Genomic DNA, 13,257 nt, shown 5'->3' with positions numbered 1-13,257 from the left:
GGGTGGAACTCTGACAGAATGGCACGGTTGCCCCAGCGTATCTGGGGTGGCCCATGCGTGCCATCACGTATGGGTCGGGCAATATGCCCAAGATCTTTGGACAAGACGTCGGTCTGCGCGAGGGATCGCGAGCACAACGGCTGCGACACGCCCGAGTGCGGGGACCGGCGGCGAATCTGTACGAGAAGAGGTAAGACGGCATGGCGGGACAGAAGATCCGCATCCGGCTCAAGTCGTATGACCACGAGGTCATCGACAGCTCCGCGCGCAAGATCGTGGACACCGTACAGCGTGCTGGCGCCACGGTCGTGGGCCCGGTGCCGCTGCCGACCGAGAAGAACGTATTCGTTGTTATTCGGTCGCCCCACAAGTACAAGGACAGCCGCGAGCACTTTGAAATGCGTACGCACAAGCGGCTCATCGACATCATCGATCCGACCCCCAAGGCCGTCGACTCGCTCATGCGCCTCGACCTGCCTGCGGACGTCAACATCGAGATCAAGCTCTGAGGACATCTGCAATGACTAACAAGAAGCAGCACGCTGCCGCGCCCGTCAAGGCGCTGCTCGGCCGCAAGATCGGCATGACCCAGGTGTGGGACGCCGACGGCCACCTCGTGCCCCTGACTGTTGTGCAGGTCGGCACCAACGTCGTGACCCAGGTTCGTACCCCCGAGGTCGACGGCTACTCCGCTATTCAGCTTGGCTTCGGTGAGATCGACTCCCGTAAGGTCACCAAGCCCCTCCAGGGCCACTTCGAGAAGGCCGGGGTTGCACCCCGCCGTCACCTCGCTGAGGTCCGTACTTCCGAGAACGACTCCTACGAGCTCGGCCAGGAACTCGACGCCAACACCTTCGAGGCTGGCCAATCCGTCGACGTTTCCGGCACCACCAAAGGCAAAGGCTTCGCCGGTGTTATGAAGCGTCATGGCTTCGCCGGTGTTTCCGCCTCCCACGGTGCACACCGCAACCACCGCAAGCCCGGCTCGATCGGCGCCTGCGCCACCCCCGGACGCATCTTTAAGGGCCTGCGCATGGCCGGTCGCATGGGCGGCAACCGTCGTACTGTTCAGAACCTGACGATCCAGGCCGTGGACACCGAGAAGGGCCTGCTGCTTATCAGCGGCGCCATCCCGGGTCCGAAGAACGGCGTGGTCCTGGTTCGCTCCTCTGTGAAGGGCGCGTGATCATGACTGACGATCGTAACGTTGACATCATCGACGTCGAGGGCAAGAAGGCGGGTTCCGTCGTTCTCCCCGGTTCGATCTTTGACGTTCCCACTAACATTCCGCTGATGCACCAGGTTGTCGTTGCTCAGCTTGCGGCCGCCCGTCAGGGCACGCACGCGACGAAGACCCGCGGCGCGGTCTCCGGCGGCGGTAAGAAGCCGTTCCGTCAGAAGGGCACCGGTAACGCCCGCCAGGGTTCCATCCGCGCGCCTCACTTCACCGGCGGCGGCATCGTCCACGGCCCTCAGCCGCGTGACTACGACCAGCGCACCCCCAAGAAGATGAAGCAGGGCGCTCTGCGTTCCGCTCTGTCCGACCGTGCGCGCGCCGACCGCATCCACGTTGTCACCGCCCTGTTCGAAGGCGACAAGCCCTCGACCAAGGCTGCGCTCGCCGCTCTGAGCGCCATCGTCGAGGACCGTCAGGCTCTCGTCGTCCTCGAGCGTGGCAACGAACTGACCGCGCTGTCCCTGCGCAACGTTCCCGAGGTTCACGTCCTGTGGGCCGACCAGCTGAACACGTACGACGTCCTGGACGCCGATGACATCGTCTTCACGCAGGCCGCCCTTGAGTCCTTCCTCGGTACCAAGGAGGAGACCAAGTGAGCACGATCGAAGCGGGTAAGAACCCCCGCGACATCATTCTGAAGCCGGTAACCACCGAGAAGTCGCTTGCCCTGATGGACCTGGGCAAGTACACCTTCGAGGTTGACCCCCGCGCGAACAAGACCGAGATCAAGATTGCCCTCGAGCGCATCTTCGGCGTCAAGATCGGTTCCATCGCGACCCAGAACCGCAAGGGCAAGACCTACCGCACCCGTAACGGGATCGGTAAGCGCAAGGACGTCAAGCGTGCCATCGTCACCGTGCGTGAGGGCACCATCGACATCTTCGGCGATCAGGCCTGAGGACCGAAGGGACATTTGAACAATGGGAATTCGCAAGTACAAGCCCACGACTCCGGGCCGTCGCTTCTCGTCCGTCTCTGACTTCGTCGAGATCACCCGCGACACCCCCGAGAAGTCGCTGCTGCGCCCGCTGCACAAGACCGGTGGCCGTAACAACAACGGCCGCGTGACCTCCCGCCACCGCGGCGGCGGTCATAAGCGCCAGTACCGCGTGATTGACTTCCGTCGTCACGACAAGGACGGCGTCCCGGCGACGGTCGCTCACATTGAGTACGACCCCAACCGCACGGCTCGCATCGCCCTCCTCCACTACGCGGATGGCGAGAAGCGCTACATCCTCGCTCCGACCGGCCTCAAGCAGGGCGATCACATCGAGGCTGGCGTTGGTGCGGACATCAAGCCCGGCAACTCGCTGCAGCTGCGCAACATCCCCCTGGGTACCGTTGTGCACGCCGTCGAACTTTACCCCGGCGGCGGCGCCAAGATCGCCCGCTCCGCCGGCACCTCCGTTCAGCTCGTCGCTAAGGAAGGCCGCTTCGCCCAGCTGCGTATGCCCTCCGGCGAGATCCGCAACGTCGAGGCCACCTGCCGCGCTACCATCGGCGAGGTCGGCAACGCCGAGCAGTCGAACATCAACTGGGGCAAGGCCGGCCGCATGCGCTGGAAGGGCAAGCGCCCGCACGTCCGTGGTGTCGTCATGAACCCGGTCGATCACCCGCACGGCGGTGGTGAAGGCCGCACGTCCGGTGGTCGTCACCCCGTGTCGCCTTGGGGCAAGCCCGAGGGCCGTACGCGTCGTCCGAAGAAGGCGTCCGATCGCCTGATCGTCCGCCGTCGCAAGACCGGCAAGAACCGCTGAGTAGGAGTCGATTGAAATGCCGCGTAGTTTGAAGAAGGGCCCGTTCGTCGACGACCACCTGCTCAAGAAGGTTGATGCCGCCAACGAATCCGGCTCGAAGAACGTCATCAAGACCTGGTCGCGTCGCTCGGTCATCACCCCGGACTTCCTGGGTCTGACCATCGCCGTCCACGACGGCCGTAAGCATGTGCCCGTTTTCGTCACCGAGTCGATGGTGGGCCACAAGCTCGGCGAGTTCGCTCCCACGCGTACTTTCCGCAGCCACGACAAGGACGATCGTAAGGGACGTCGGCGCTGAGCCGGCCCCACGGAAGAAGAGGCAGATACATGGAAGCCAAGGCGCAGGCGCGATTCATCCGCGTCACGCCCCAGAAGTCCCGCCGTGTTGTGAACGAGGTTCGCGGCAAGCGTGTTCTGGAGGCCGCCGACATTCTGCGGTTCGCCCCGCAGGCCGTCGCCACCGATGTCCGCAAGGTGCTCCTGAGCGCAGTCGCCAACTCGAAGGTCAAGGCTGAGAACGCCGGAGAGACCTTCAACGAGGCCGACCTGCTCGTGCTCGAAGCATACGTGGACGAGGGGCCGACGATGAAGCGCATCCGTCCCCGCGCTCAGGGACGCGCTGGTCGTATCCTCAAGCGCACCTCCCACATCACCATCGTGGTGGGGACCAAGGAAGACAAGAAGAAGGGAGACCGCTGATATGGGTCAGAAGGTCAACCCCCGCGGGTTCCGTCTGGGAATCACCACTGACCACCGGTCTCGCTGGTTCTCCGACTCCACCACCAAGGGACAGCGCTACGCGGACTACGTGGCCGAAGACGTCGCGATCCGCAAGTTCCTGACCGACAACCTCGAGCGCGCCGGTATCGCCGAGGTGGCAATCGAGCGCACGCGTGACCGCGTTCGCGTCGACCTGCACACCGCTCGCCCGGGCATCGTCATCGGTCGCCGTGGTGCCGAGGCCGACCGCCTGCGCGTTCAGCTCGAGAAGCTGACGGGCAAGCAGGTTCAGCTCAACATCCTCGAGGTGAAGAACCCCGACCTCGAAGCTCAGCTCGTTGCGCAGGGCATCGCCGAGCAGCTCGCTGCGCGCGTGTCCTTCCGTCGTGCGATGCGTAAGGGCATTCAGTCCGCGCAGCGCGCTGGCGCCAAGGGCATTCGTGTCCAGGTGTCCGGCCGTCTGGGTGGCGCCGAAATGTCCCGCTCCGAGTTCTACCGCGAGGGACGCGTGCCGCTGCACACCCTTCGCGCGAACATCGACTACGGATTCCACGAGGCCCGTACGACCTTCGGTCGCATCGGCGTCAAGGTGTGGATCTACAAGGGCGACATCACCGAGCGCGAGTTCGCTCGCCAGCAGGCCGAGCAGGCCCAGCGTGGCGGCCGTCGCGATGGCCGCCGTGGCCCCCGCCGCGGTGGACGCCCCAACCAGGAGACCGCTGCGCAGCAGGCTCCCCGTGAGGCTAGCGCCTCCGAGGCCTCTGCGCCCACGACCGGATCGGAGGCCTGAGCCCAATGCTCATTCCCCGTCGGACTAAGTACCGCAAGCAGCACCGTCCCCACCGCACTGGCTTTGCGTCCGGTGGCACCGAACTGGCGTTCGGCGACTTCGGCATCCAGGCTCTCGAAGGTGCGTACATCACCAACCGTCAGATTGAGGCGGCTCGTATCGCTGTGACACGTCACATCAAGCGCGGCGGTAAGGTCTGGATCAACATCTTCCCGGACCGCCCGCTGACCAAGAAGCCCGCCGAAACCCGAATGGGTTCCGGTAAGGGCGCTCCGGAGTGGTGGGTTGCCCCCGTCAAGCCCGGACGTGTCATGTTCGAGCTGGCAGGCGTCCCGGAGGAGCTCGCTCGCGAGGCCCTCAGCCGTGCCCAGCACAAGCTTCCTATCAAGACCCGTTTCGTGGTCCGAGAGGGTGGTGACATCTGATGGCAGATAAGGGTCTGACCACCGAGGCGCTCGACGCCATGGACAATGCCCAGCTCTCCAAGGAGCTGGAGAAGGCCAAGGCCGAGCTGTTCAACCTGCGTTTCGCGCAGGCCGTTGGCAACCTCGAGGATCACGGTCGCATGAAGACCGTGCGCCGCGACATTGCCCGGATCTACACCATCGCGCGTGAGCGGGAGCTTGGCTACCGCACCGCCCCGAGCACTGAGGAGTGAGCCTGATGGCAGAAACTACCGCTCGTAACGAGCGCAAGGTCCGTCGCGGCTACGTCGTCAGCGACAAGATGGACAAGACCGTTGTCGTCCAGATCGAGGACCGCGTCAAGCACGCCCTCTACGGCAAGGTCATGCGCAAGAACAAGAAGGTCAAGGTTCACGACGAGCACAACGAGTGCGGCGTCGGCGATCTCGTCCTCATCATGGAGACCCGCCCGCTGTCGGCCACTAAGCGCTGGCGCGTTGTGGAGATCCTCGAAAAGGCGAAGTGACCTTCGCTCACAGACCGAAATCCGTTCGGCAAGGCTCGACCGGTAGTATCCGGAAGAGAACCGGCACGACGACAGGAGTCAATAGAAAATGATCCAGCAGGAGTCGCGACTGAAGGTCGCCGACAACACAGGGGCCAAGGAGATCCTGACCATCCGTGTTCTCGGTGGCTCGGGTCGGCGCTACGCGGGTATCGGCGACACGATCGTCGCCACCGTGAAGGACGCCATCCCCGGCGGCAACGTCAAGAAGGGCGAAGTCGTCAAGGCAGTGATCGTTCGCACGCGTAAGGAAACCCGCCGCCCCGACGGTTCCTACATTCGTTTCGACGAGAATGCGGCCGTCATCATCAACAACAATGGCGAGCCGCGTGGCACGCGTATCTTCGGCCCCGTGGGCCGCGAGCTGCGCGACAAGAAGTTCATGCGTATCGTCTCCCTCGCTCCGGAGGTGATCTGATCCATGGCAGCCAAGATTCGTAAGAATGACCTCGTCGAGGTCGTTCGCGGACGCACGTCCGACGAGAAGGCACTGGCAAAGCGTAACGCCCGCCGCGCTGAGGAGGGTCTCGAACCCTTGAAGCCCGGTGATAAGGGCAAGCAGGGCCGAGTCATCAAGGTGTTCCCGGCTGAGGGTAAGGTCCTCGTTGAGGGCATCAACCTCAAGACGCGTCACGTGCGCCAGGGACAGCAGGGCAGCGCCGGTGGCATCGAAACTGTCGAAGCCCCTATCTCGCTGTCCAAGGTCGCTCTGGTCGACCCCGAGACTAAGAAACGCGTTCGCGTTGGTTTCCGTGAGGACACCGTTGAGCGCGGTGGCCGCACTCGCACCGTCCGAGTCCGCGTGACCCGTGGCGGCGCGAAGCGCGGCGTTGAGCAGGGCAAGGAGATCTGAGTATGGCCCCGCGTCTGAAGGAAAAGTACGTCTCCGAGATCCGCGAGGCGCTCCGTGCTGAGTTTAAGCACGAGAACGTCATGCAGGTCGGCGGACTGACGAAGATTGTCGTCAACATGGGTGTCGGCGAGGCCGCTCGCGACTCGAAGGCACTCGAGGGCGCTATCCGCGACCTCACTGCGATCACCGGGCAGAAGCCCGTGACCACCCGAGCCAAGAAGTCCATTGCGCAGTTCAAGCTGCGTGAGGGCCAGGCTATCGGTGCGCACGTCACGCTCCGCGGCGACCGCATGTGGGAGTTCCTGGATCGCCTCCTCTCGACGGCGCTTCCCCGTATCCGTGACTTCCGCGGACTGTCCTCCAAGCAGTTCGACGGTCACGGCAACTACACCTTCGGTCTCACGGAACAGTCGATGTTCCACGAGATCGACCAGGACTCGATCGACCGAGTGCGCGGCATGGACATCACGGTTGTCACCTCGGCCACCACCGACGAAGAGGGTCGCGCCCTTCTGCGTCACCTCGGCTTCCCGTTCAAGGAGGACTGACCCATGGCCAAGACATCCCTGAAGGTCAAGGCTGCCCGCAAGCCGAAGTTCGGCGTGCGTGCCTACACCCGGTGCAACCGGTGCGGTCGTCCGCACTCGGTGTACCGCAAGTTCGGACTGTGCCGCGTGTGCCTGCGCGAGCTCGCCCACCGTGGCGAACTCCCCGGTGTCACCAAGAGCAGCTGGTAAAACGAACGTCGCAGGTCCCGGGTAACCGGAGAAACCGCGACGAGGAAGGGGAATAAACCCCCATGACAATGACAGACCCGATTGCAGATATGCTGACGCGTCTGCGCAACGCGAATCGTGCGCACCACGATGCGGTCTCCATGCCGTACTCGAAGCTCAAGAACGCGATTGCGAACATCCTGGTCGAGGAAGGCTACATTGCCTCGACCTCCGTCGAGGATGCCCGCGTGGGTAAGACTCTGACGATCAACCTGAAGTACGGTTCGCACCGTGAGGCTGCGATCCAGGGGCTTAAGCGCGTGTCCAAGCCCGGTCTGCGCGTGTACGCCAAGTCCACCAACCTGCCTAAGGTCCGTGGCGGCCTCGGCGTGGCGATCCTGTCCACGTCGTCCGGCCTGCTCACCGACCGCCAGGCAGCCGAGAAGGGTGTGGGTGGGGAAGTCCTCGCCTACATCTGGTGACGAGGAGGTTGAACAATGTCGCGAATTGGTAAGAACCCCATCGCCATCCCCGCCGGCGTCGACGTCCAGATCGACGGCCAGAACGTGACCGTGAAGGGCCCCAAGGGTACCCTCTCTCACGTTGTTGCTGAGCCGATCACTGCGACAGTGAACGAGGGCCAGGTTGTTGTTGAGCGTCCGAACGATGAGCGCTCCTCACGTTCGCTTCACGGACTGTCCCGTACCCTCATCGCCAACATGATTGTTGGCGTGACCGAGGGCTACAAGAAGGACCTCGAGATCACGGGCACCGGTTACCGCGTGGTTGCTAAGGGCAAGGACCTGGAGTTCTCCCTGGGCTTCTCTCACACGATCACCGTCACCCCACCCGAGGGCATTGAGTTCACGATTGCTCCGAAGTCTCAGACGCTGTTCACGGTGTCCGGAATCGACAAGCAGCTTGTCGGTGAGACTGCTGCTCGCATCCGCAAGCTGAAGAAGCCGGAGCCTTACAAGGGCAAGGGCATCCACTACGTGGGCGAGACCATCCGTCGCAAGGTCGGAAAGGCTGGTAAGTGATGGCTTACTCGATCAAGGGCAAGGGCAAGTTCGTCGCTCGCAAGCGCCGTCACCTCCGCCTCCGCAAGAAGATCAACGGCACGCCCGAGCGTCCCCGTTTGGTCGTCACCCGCTCGAACCGCCACATGGTGGCTCAGGTCATCGACGACACGGTTGGCCACACCTTGGTTTCGGCCTCCGACATCGAGGCAGAGCTCGCTGGCACCGAGGGCACGAAGACCGACAAGGCCCGCAAGGTCGGCGCGCTGATCGCCGAGCGTGCGAAGGCTGCCGGTATCTCCGCTGTCGTCTTCGACCGTGGTGGTAACAAGTACACGGGTCGCGTTGCGGCCGTTGCCGAGGCCGCCCGCGAGGGCGGACTTGAGCTGTGAACGAGCCGAAAGAAAGAGAGATCATCTGATGGCTGCACAGCAGCGAGACAGGAACGGTTCGGGCGCAGGCGAGAACAACGAACGCCGTGAGCGCCGCTCCGGTCGCGGCAACGATCGCGATAACCGCCGGAACAACGAAAACAAGAACGAGTACATCGAGCGCGTCGTGACCATCAACCGCGTCTCCAAGGTTGTGAAGGGTGGACGTCGTTTCTCCTTCACCGCCCTGGTTGTCGTGGGTGATGGCGAAGGCACGGTGGGCGTCGGCTACGGAAAGGCCAAGGAAGTTCCTCAGGCCATTTCCAAGGGCGTCGAGGAAGCGAAGAAGAACTTCTTCCGCGTCCCGATGATTCGCCGCACGATTACGCACGTGGTGCAGGGGCGCGATACCGCCGGTATCGTCCTGCTCCGTCCGGCTGCCCCCGGTACCGGTGTTATCGCCGGTGGTCCGGTGCGCGCCGTCCTGGAGGCCGCGGGCGTCCACGACGTGCTCACCAAGTCGCTGGGCTCGTCCAACGCGATCAACATCGTCCACGCGACGGTTGACGCACTGAAGCAGCTCGAGCAGCCCGAGGCGGTTGCCGCTCGCCGCGGCCTGCCCCTCGAGCGCGTTGCTCCCTCGTCCATGCTGCGCGCTCGCGCAGAGGGCGAGGCCGAGAAGCGCGCTGCTGCCGAGGCCGCCGAGGCCGACAAGGCCGCTGCAGGGGAGGCTAAGTGATGGCGAAGAACATCAAGATCACGCAGGTCAAGTCCTCTGCTCACGCGAAGCAGAACATGAAGGACACGCTGCGCACCCTCGGGCTGCGCAAGATCGGCCAGAGTGTCGTGCGCGAGCAGACGGAAGCCGTTCTGGGCGCCGTCCGTACCGTGCGTCACCTGGTGACCGCTGAGGAGGTCGACTGACAATGGCGGACTCCACGAAGAAGACGCAGATCGTTAAGCTTCACCACCTGCGTCCTGCCCCCGGGGCGAAGACCGCTAAGACCCGTGTGGGTCGCGGTGAGGCTTCGAAGGGCAAGACCGCGGGCCGTGGCACCAAGGGCACGAAGGCCCGTTACCAGGTTGCCGCCGGCTTCGAGGGTGGCCAGATGCCGATCCACATGCGTCTGCCGAAGCTTCGCGGCTTCAAGAATCCCTTCCGCGTTGAGTACCAGGTCGTGAACGTTGGCAAGCTCGGAGAACTCTTCCCCGAGGGTGGCAAGGTCACGGTCGAGGATCTCGTCGCTAAGCACGCAGTTCGCGATTCGGCGCCTGTCAAGGTGCTTGGCACCGGCGAGCTGAGCGTCAAGCTCGAGGTTGAGGTCGATTCTTGGTCGTCCTCAGCCGAGGCGAAGATCACTGCCGCTGGCGGGTCTATCTCGGCTCGCTGACGCTCGACGGGGGTGGTCCTTCACAGGACCACCCCCGTTGTCTTTGTCATGATTCGCATGTTCAGGGTGTCAAGTAGTGCCTGACAGGCGACATGACAGGGCCGTAAGTGCGGGCCCGCGTACGACGCGTTCCGTTTGGTACGCGTTAGTGCGTCCTTTTTAATGATTGGATCTCGCCATTTGTTACCCGTGTCGGGTAAGCTAAATCAGTCTAGGGGCTTTGCCCCGCTGCCCATCACCCGTAGGAGGAAGCCTTGCTCGGTGCATTTGCCCAGGCGTTCCGTACCCCCGACTTGCGTCGGAAGCTGCTCTTTACACTGTTCATTATGGCTGCGTTTCGGCTTGGGTCGTTCATTCCGACACCCGGCGTCGACTCGCAGGCCGTGCAGCGCTGTATGGCGCAGGAGACTCAGGCTTCGTTGCTTGACCTTGTGAACTTGTTCTCGGGTGGTGCTCTGCTGCAGCTGTCGATTTTCGCGCTGGGCATCATGCCCTACATCACCGCGTCGATCATTATTCAGCTGCTGAGGGTCGTGATCCCGCGTTTCGATGATCTTCACAAAGAAGGACAGACCGGTCAGGCTAAGCTCACCCAGTACACGAGGTACCTGACGATCTTCCTTGGTGTTCTCCAGGCGACGACGACGATTTCTCTGGCTCGCAGCGGCCAACTGTTCCAGGCGTGTTCCGAGGACGTGATTCGTGATCGCTCTGTCCTGACTTTCATCATGATGATCATCGTGATGATGGCTGGTACCGGCGTCATTATGTGGCTGGGTGAGCTCATCACGGAGCGCGGAATCGGCAATGGCATGTCCCTGTTGATCTTTACTTCCATCGCCGCCCGGTTGCCTGAGCAGCTGCTTTCCATTGGCCAGGCCGGAAAGTGGGGTTCTGTCGCAGCTATTGTCGCCCTGCTTCTTGTTGTCGCTATCGCCGTCGTATACGTGGAGCAGGCACAGCGCCGTATCCCGGTGCAGTACGCCAAGCGTATGATTGGGCGTCGTCAATATGGTGGAACGACCACCTACATCCCGCTGAAGATCAACATGTCGGGTGTTATCCCCGTCATCTTCGCGTCCTCGATCCTGGCGTTGCCTCCGATGGTCGCGCAGTTCGGAAAGCCGCAGGATGCGTGGGTTCAGTGGATTTCTGCGCACTTTACGCAAGGTAGTTCGTTCTACCTGACGATTTACGCGCTCATGACATTGTTCTTCGCCTTCTTCTACACGGCGATTACGTTCAATCCGGACGAGGTCGCGGACAACATGAAGAAGTACGGAGGATTCATCCCCGGGTACCGTGCGGGCCGACCCACGGCCGAGTATCTGCGGTACGTGATTAATCGAATCACGTCGGCGGGTGCCCTCTACCTGGTGATCATTGCCCTCCTGCCGTCGCTGGCGATCATCCCGTTGAAGTTGTCGAGTTCGCAGATGCCTTTCGGTGGCACGACGCTGCTCATTATCATCGGTGTTGGTCTGCAGACGGTGAAGGAAATTAACACTCAGTTGCAGCAGCATCACTACGAAGGATTCCTGAAATGACAGTTGTCATCCTCCTCGGCCCCCCCGGGGCCGGTAAAGGTACCCAGGCCTCGCGTATTGCGGAGCGCTTGAATATTCCCGCCATCTCGACTGGCGACATCTTCCGCGCCAACATGGCGGAGGGGACGGAGATCGGCAAACAGGCGCAGGCCTACATGGATCGCGGTGAGTTCGTTCCTGACTCGGTCACGAACGCGATGGTGAAGGCTCGCCTGGCTGCCCCGGACACCGCGAAGGGCTTCCTGCTGGATGGCTACCCGCGTTCGGTGGAGCAGGCGCACGTGCTGCGCGACATGCTCCTCGACCTGGGTAAGTCGATTGATGTCGTCCTGGAGATTCAGGTCGATGAGGACGAGGTTGTGGAACGTATGCTCAAGCGCGCGCAGGAGCAGCATCGTACGGATGATACCGAACCCGTGATGCGTCACCGCCTCGAGGTCTACCACCAGCAGACGGAACCAGTGGCCACGTACTACGTGGATCAGGACTTGCTCGAGGTTGTGGACGGTCGCGGCACGATCGACCAGGTGACGGAGCGCATTTTTGCGATCCTGGATTCGGTGGCGAAGTAGCCGATGCCCCACATCGAGCTTAAAACTGTCGAACAGCTGCGTTGGATGCGCGAGGCGGGTCTGGTTGTCGCGTCGATTCACGAGGCCTTGCGCGGAGCGGTGCGTCCCGGCATCACGACGCGCGAGCTGGACGAGGTGAGCGCCCAGGCCATCGCTGACGGCGGTGCCACGTCGAATTTTCTCGGCTACTACGGCTACCCGGCGACGGTGTGCATATCCGTTAATGACGTTATCGTCCATGGTATCCCCGGCGACTATGAGCTGGCTCCGGGTGACCTCGTATCCTTTGACTGTGGTGCCTACCTCGAACGTGGTGGGCGTCAGTGGCACGGTGATGCAGCGTTCAGTGTTATCGTGGGCGAGTCCTTCATCGAGGACGCCGATTTTGCTGTCGGCACCCGCGCGTCGGGCGCGATCGCCGGCGTCGACGAGAAGACGCTGCGCGAGCGTCGCGAGCTTGATGCGGTGACCCGTGAGTCGCTTTGGGCGGCACTGGCTGGTCTGGCGACCGGTAAGCGCATTAGCGCTGTCGGCAAGGCGGTCGAGACCGTCGTTGCGGAGAATGCTCTTGTTAACGGCTGGGAGGCGGGCATTGTCGAGGAGTTCGTTGGCCACGGCATCGGAACCAGGATGCACATGCCTCCGGATGTCCTTAATTACAACGTGCGCGGCATCCAGGCGCGCCTGAAGCCCGGCATGGTTTTGGCTGTTGAGCCGACGCTGACCCGCGGCGACATCGCTTCGAGCACGGATGATGATGAGTGGACTGTGCGCACGGTTGATGGTCGCGATGCTGCTCATTGGGAGCATTCGATTGCGATCATGGCGGACGGCGTGAGCGTGTTGACGGCTCGTGATGGGGGAGTGGCGGGCCTTGCTCCCTATGGCGTCACGCCTATCTCGCTCGACTGATACGTTAGGCGTGAGGACCCGGTACTCGTACGAGTGCCGGGTCCGAGTCTTCTATCGACGAGGTCGTGGCAGGGGTGCCGGTGTCCCTGCTGGCTGAGTTGCGGTGTTCCGGGTGGCTGCGTCGCCGGTCGGGCGCCGTCAGGCTCTCTCGCCGTCCGCGCCGGACCCGCTCGCCGTCCGCGCCGTGAGTGTCGCTCGGCGCGTCGGGCCAAGCTCATCTCAGCCGCGGCCCTCGTGCCCCCAGTCGCTGAGTCCCTCAACCGCTGAGTCTTCACCACTTTCGCACGTAATTCCCCCACGACTATTTCAAACGTTGAATTCGCAGCGTTGGAATTGCAACGTTTTGAGGGCTCTTCAGAGTTGAGTGTGGGTGGAGGCGTCTAGGCCTCCTGCGATGAGGAGC

The 13,257-nt window shown here is 62.8% G+C and carries 24 protein-coding genes; all 24 read left to right on the top strand.

Translation table 11 applies throughout. The annotated features are described in order from the left end of the window. The first annotated feature begins 200 nt into the window (after positions 1–200). The 24 genes from rpsJ to RYL44_RS08955 all read left to right on the top strand — a co-directional run bounded on the left by rpsJ (position 201) and on the right by RYL44_RS08955 (position 12,854). Positions 201–509, top strand: a complete 309-nt coding sequence (rpsJ, locus tag RYL44_RS09070) for a 30S ribosomal protein S10 (protein WP_003790631.1) — start codon at positions 201–203, stop codon at positions 507–509. A gap of 11 nt (positions 510–520) precedes the next feature. Then, on the top strand, positions 521–1,186 hold the full coding sequence (gene rplC, locus RYL44_RS09065; RefSeq protein ID WP_073982346.1) for a 50S ribosomal protein L3: 666 nt from the start codon (positions 521–523) through the stop codon (positions 1,184–1,186). Between the two features lie 2 nt (positions 1,187–1,188). Then, positions 1,189–1,833 (top strand): 50S ribosomal protein L4, encoded by a 645-nt coding sequence (gene rplD / locus RYL44_RS09060; protein ID WP_314975768.1) that lies wholly within the window; start codon positions 1,189–1,191, stop codon positions 1,831–1,833. Beyond that, complete coding sequence (gene rplW, locus RYL44_RS09055) at positions 1,830–2,135, top strand: 50S ribosomal protein L23 (protein ID WP_003790626.1); 306 nt, start codon at positions 1,830–1,832, stop codon at positions 2,133–2,135. The genes rplD and rplW overlap by 4 nt, the downstream gene beginning before the upstream one ends. Before the next feature lie 22 nt (positions 2,136–2,157). Beyond that, positions 2,158–2,994, top strand: a complete 837-nt coding sequence (rplB, locus tag RYL44_RS09050; protein ID WP_009058541.1) for a 50S ribosomal protein L2 — start codon at positions 2,158–2,160, stop codon at positions 2,992–2,994. Between the two features lie 16 nt (positions 2,995–3,010). Next, positions 3,011–3,292 carry a 30S ribosomal protein S19 gene (gene rpsS, locus RYL44_RS09045; protein WP_003790621.1) on the top strand — a complete coding sequence of 94 codons (282 nt, stop codon included), beginning with the start codon at positions 3,011–3,013 and terminating at the stop codon, positions 3,290–3,292. A 29-nt stretch (positions 3,293–3,321) separates the two neighbouring features. Further along, on the top strand, positions 3,322–3,693 hold the full coding sequence (gene rplV, locus RYL44_RS09040; protein ID WP_003790620.1) for a 50S ribosomal protein L22: 372 nt from the start codon (positions 3,322–3,324) through the stop codon (positions 3,691–3,693). Position 3,694: 1 nt separating this feature from the next. Beyond that, complete coding sequence (gene rpsC / locus RYL44_RS09035; protein ID WP_073982348.1) at positions 3,695–4,504, top strand: 30S ribosomal protein S3; 810 nt, start codon at positions 3,695–3,697, stop codon at positions 4,502–4,504. A gap of 5 nt (positions 4,505–4,509) precedes the next feature. Then, positions 4,510–4,929 carry a 50S ribosomal protein L16 gene (gene rplP / locus RYL44_RS09030; protein WP_314975767.1) on the top strand — a complete coding sequence of 140 codons (420 nt, stop codon included), beginning with the start codon at positions 4,510–4,512 and terminating at the stop codon, positions 4,927–4,929. Next, positions 4,929–5,162 (top strand): 50S ribosomal protein L29, encoded by a 234-nt coding sequence (gene rpmC, locus RYL44_RS09025; RefSeq protein WP_295919942.1) that lies wholly within the window; start codon positions 4,929–4,931, stop codon positions 5,160–5,162. Before rplP ends, rpmC begins: the two co-directional genes overlap by 1 nt. Before the next feature lie 5 nt (positions 5,163–5,167). After that, complete coding sequence (gene rpsQ, locus RYL44_RS09020; protein WP_003790611.1) at positions 5,168–5,434, top strand: 30S ribosomal protein S17; 267 nt, start codon at positions 5,168–5,170, stop codon at positions 5,432–5,434. 88 nt (positions 5,435–5,522) lie between these two features. Continuing rightward, positions 5,523–5,891: a 50S ribosomal protein L14 gene (rplN, locus tag RYL44_RS09015; RefSeq protein WP_003790609.1), complete on the top strand. Its 369-nt coding sequence runs from the start codon at positions 5,523–5,525 to the stop codon at positions 5,889–5,891. A 3-nt stretch (positions 5,892–5,894) separates the two neighbouring features. Then, a complete protein-coding gene (gene rplX / locus RYL44_RS09010) occupies positions 5,895–6,326 on the top strand; it encodes a 50S ribosomal protein L24 (RefSeq protein WP_073982351.1) in 432 nt (143 codons plus the stop codon). Between the two features lie 2 nt (positions 6,327–6,328). Continuing rightward, positions 6,329–6,874, top strand: a complete 546-nt coding sequence (rplE, locus tag RYL44_RS09005) for a 50S ribosomal protein L5 (protein WP_009058550.1) — start codon at positions 6,329–6,331, stop codon at positions 6,872–6,874. Between the two features lie 3 nt (positions 6,875–6,877). Then, the gene (locus RYL44_RS09000; RefSeq protein WP_003790603.1) at positions 6,878–7,063 is read left to right on the top strand and encodes a type Z 30S ribosomal protein S14; all 186 of its coding nucleotides are present in this window, start codon (positions 6,878–6,880) and stop codon (positions 7,061–7,063) included. A 62-nt stretch (positions 7,064–7,125) separates the two neighbouring features. After that, a complete protein-coding gene (gene rpsH / locus RYL44_RS08995; protein ID WP_009054660.1) occupies positions 7,126–7,524 on the top strand; it encodes a 30S ribosomal protein S8 in 399 nt (132 codons plus the stop codon). Between the two features lie 15 nt (positions 7,525–7,539). Beyond that, entirely contained in the window at positions 7,540–8,082 is a 543-nt protein-coding gene (gene rplF / locus RYL44_RS08990; RefSeq protein ID WP_073982352.1) for a 50S ribosomal protein L6, read from the top strand. Further along, positions 8,082–8,453 (top strand): 50S ribosomal protein L18, encoded by a 372-nt coding sequence (gene rplR / locus RYL44_RS08985; protein ID WP_314975766.1) that lies wholly within the window; start codon positions 8,082–8,084, stop codon positions 8,451–8,453. Before rplF ends, rplR begins: the two co-directional genes overlap by 1 nt. Before the next feature lie 28 nt (positions 8,454–8,481). Then, positions 8,482–9,171 (top strand): 30S ribosomal protein S5, encoded by a 690-nt coding sequence (rpsE, locus tag RYL44_RS08980; protein WP_073982354.1) that lies wholly within the window; start codon positions 8,482–8,484, stop codon positions 9,169–9,171. Continuing rightward, complete coding sequence (gene rpmD, locus RYL44_RS08975) at positions 9,171–9,356, top strand: 50S ribosomal protein L30 (protein ID WP_034505670.1); 186 nt, start codon at positions 9,171–9,173, stop codon at positions 9,354–9,356. The genes rpsE and rpmD overlap by 1 nt, the downstream gene beginning before the upstream one ends. Positions 9,357–9,358: 2 nt before the next feature. Next, entirely contained in the window at positions 9,359–9,823 is a 465-nt protein-coding gene (rplO, locus tag RYL44_RS08970; RefSeq protein WP_314975765.1) for a 50S ribosomal protein L15, read from the top strand. Between the two features lie 254 nt (positions 9,824–10,077). Further along, a complete protein-coding gene (gene secY, locus RYL44_RS08965; protein ID WP_073982356.1) occupies positions 10,078–11,370 on the top strand; it encodes a preprotein translocase subunit SecY in 1,293 nt (430 codons plus the stop codon). After that, positions 11,367–11,942 carry an adenylate kinase gene (locus RYL44_RS08960; protein WP_073982357.1) on the top strand — a complete coding sequence of 192 codons (576 nt, stop codon included), beginning with the start codon at positions 11,367–11,369 and terminating at the stop codon, positions 11,940–11,942. Before secY ends, RYL44_RS08960 begins: the two co-directional genes overlap by 4 nt. Positions 11,943–11,945: 3 nt before the next feature. Beyond that, positions 11,946–12,854, top strand: a complete 909-nt coding sequence (locus tag RYL44_RS08955) for a type I methionyl aminopeptidase (RefSeq protein WP_314975764.1) — start codon at positions 11,946–11,948, stop codon at positions 12,852–12,854. Positions 12,855–13,257 lie beyond the last annotated feature (403 nt).

Source organism: Actinomyces bouchesdurhonensis (assembly GCF_963540955.1).
GTDB classification, from domain to species: Bacteria; Actinomycetota; Actinomycetes; order Actinomycetales; family Actinomycetaceae; genus Pauljensenia; species Pauljensenia bouchesdurhonensis.
Note: the sequence above shows the minus strand (reverse complement) of the source record. Positions and strands in the feature narration are given on the sequence as shown.

What these genes read in the sequence shown, in the direction of transcription:
- rpsJ (WP_003790631.1), top strand. Translation starts at nt 201, where the DNA reads ATGGCGGGACAGAAGATCCGCATCCGGCTCAAGTCGTATGACCACGAG.
- rplC (WP_073982346.1), top strand. Translation starts at nt 521, where the DNA reads ATGACTAACAAGAAGCAGCACGCTGCCGCGCCCGTCAAGGCGCTGCTC.
- rplD (WP_314975768.1), top strand. Translation starts at nt 1,189, where the DNA reads ATGACTGACGATCGTAACGTTGACATCATCGACGTCGAGGGCAAGAAG.
- rplB (WP_009058541.1), top strand. Translation starts at nt 2,158, where the DNA reads ATGGGAATTCGCAAGTACAAGCCCACGACTCCGGGCCGTCGCTTCTCG.
- rpsS (WP_003790621.1), top strand. Translation starts at nt 3,011, where the DNA reads ATGCCGCGTAGTTTGAAGAAGGGCCCGTTCGTCGACGACCACCTGCTC.
- rplV (WP_003790620.1), top strand. Translation starts at nt 3,322, where the DNA reads ATGGAAGCCAAGGCGCAGGCGCGATTCATCCGCGTCACGCCCCAGAAG.
- rpsC (WP_073982348.1), top strand. Translation starts at nt 3,695, where the DNA reads ATGGGTCAGAAGGTCAACCCCCGCGGGTTCCGTCTGGGAATCACCACT.
- rplP (WP_314975767.1), top strand. Translation starts at nt 4,510, where the DNA reads ATGCTCATTCCCCGTCGGACTAAGTACCGCAAGCAGCACCGTCCCCAC.
- rpmC (WP_295919942.1), top strand. Translation starts at nt 4,929, where the DNA reads ATGGCAGATAAGGGTCTGACCACCGAGGCGCTCGACGCCATGGACAAT.
- rpsQ (WP_003790611.1), top strand. Translation starts at nt 5,168, where the DNA reads ATGGCAGAAACTACCGCTCGTAACGAGCGCAAGGTCCGTCGCGGCTAC.
- rplN (WP_003790609.1), top strand. Translation starts at nt 5,523, where the DNA reads ATGATCCAGCAGGAGTCGCGACTGAAGGTCGCCGACAACACAGGGGCC.
- rplX (WP_073982351.1), top strand. Translation starts at nt 5,895, where the DNA reads ATGGCAGCCAAGATTCGTAAGAATGACCTCGTCGAGGTCGTTCGCGGA.
- rplE (WP_009058550.1), top strand. Translation starts at nt 6,329, where the DNA reads ATGGCCCCGCGTCTGAAGGAAAAGTACGTCTCCGAGATCCGCGAGGCG.
- RYL44_RS09000 (WP_003790603.1), top strand. Translation starts at nt 6,878, where the DNA reads ATGGCCAAGACATCCCTGAAGGTCAAGGCTGCCCGCAAGCCGAAGTTC.
- rpsH (WP_009054660.1), top strand. Translation starts at nt 7,126, where the DNA reads ATGACAATGACAGACCCGATTGCAGATATGCTGACGCGTCTGCGCAAC.
- rplF (WP_073982352.1), top strand. Translation starts at nt 7,540, where the DNA reads ATGTCGCGAATTGGTAAGAACCCCATCGCCATCCCCGCCGGCGTCGAC.
- rplR (WP_314975766.1), top strand. Translation starts at nt 8,082, where the DNA reads ATGGCTTACTCGATCAAGGGCAAGGGCAAGTTCGTCGCTCGCAAGCGC.
- rpsE (WP_073982354.1), top strand. Translation starts at nt 8,482, where the DNA reads ATGGCTGCACAGCAGCGAGACAGGAACGGTTCGGGCGCAGGCGAGAAC.
- rpmD (WP_034505670.1), top strand. Translation starts at nt 9,171, where the DNA reads ATGGCGAAGAACATCAAGATCACGCAGGTCAAGTCCTCTGCTCACGCG.
- rplO (WP_314975765.1), top strand. Translation starts at nt 9,359, where the DNA reads ATGGCGGACTCCACGAAGAAGACGCAGATCGTTAAGCTTCACCACCTG.
- RYL44_RS08960 (WP_073982357.1), top strand. Translation starts at nt 11,367, where the DNA reads ATGACAGTTGTCATCCTCCTCGGCCCCCCCGGGGCCGGTAAAGGTACC.
- RYL44_RS08955 (WP_314975764.1), top strand. Translation starts at nt 11,946, where the DNA reads ATGCCCCACATCGAGCTTAAAACTGTCGAACAGCTGCGTTGGATGCGC.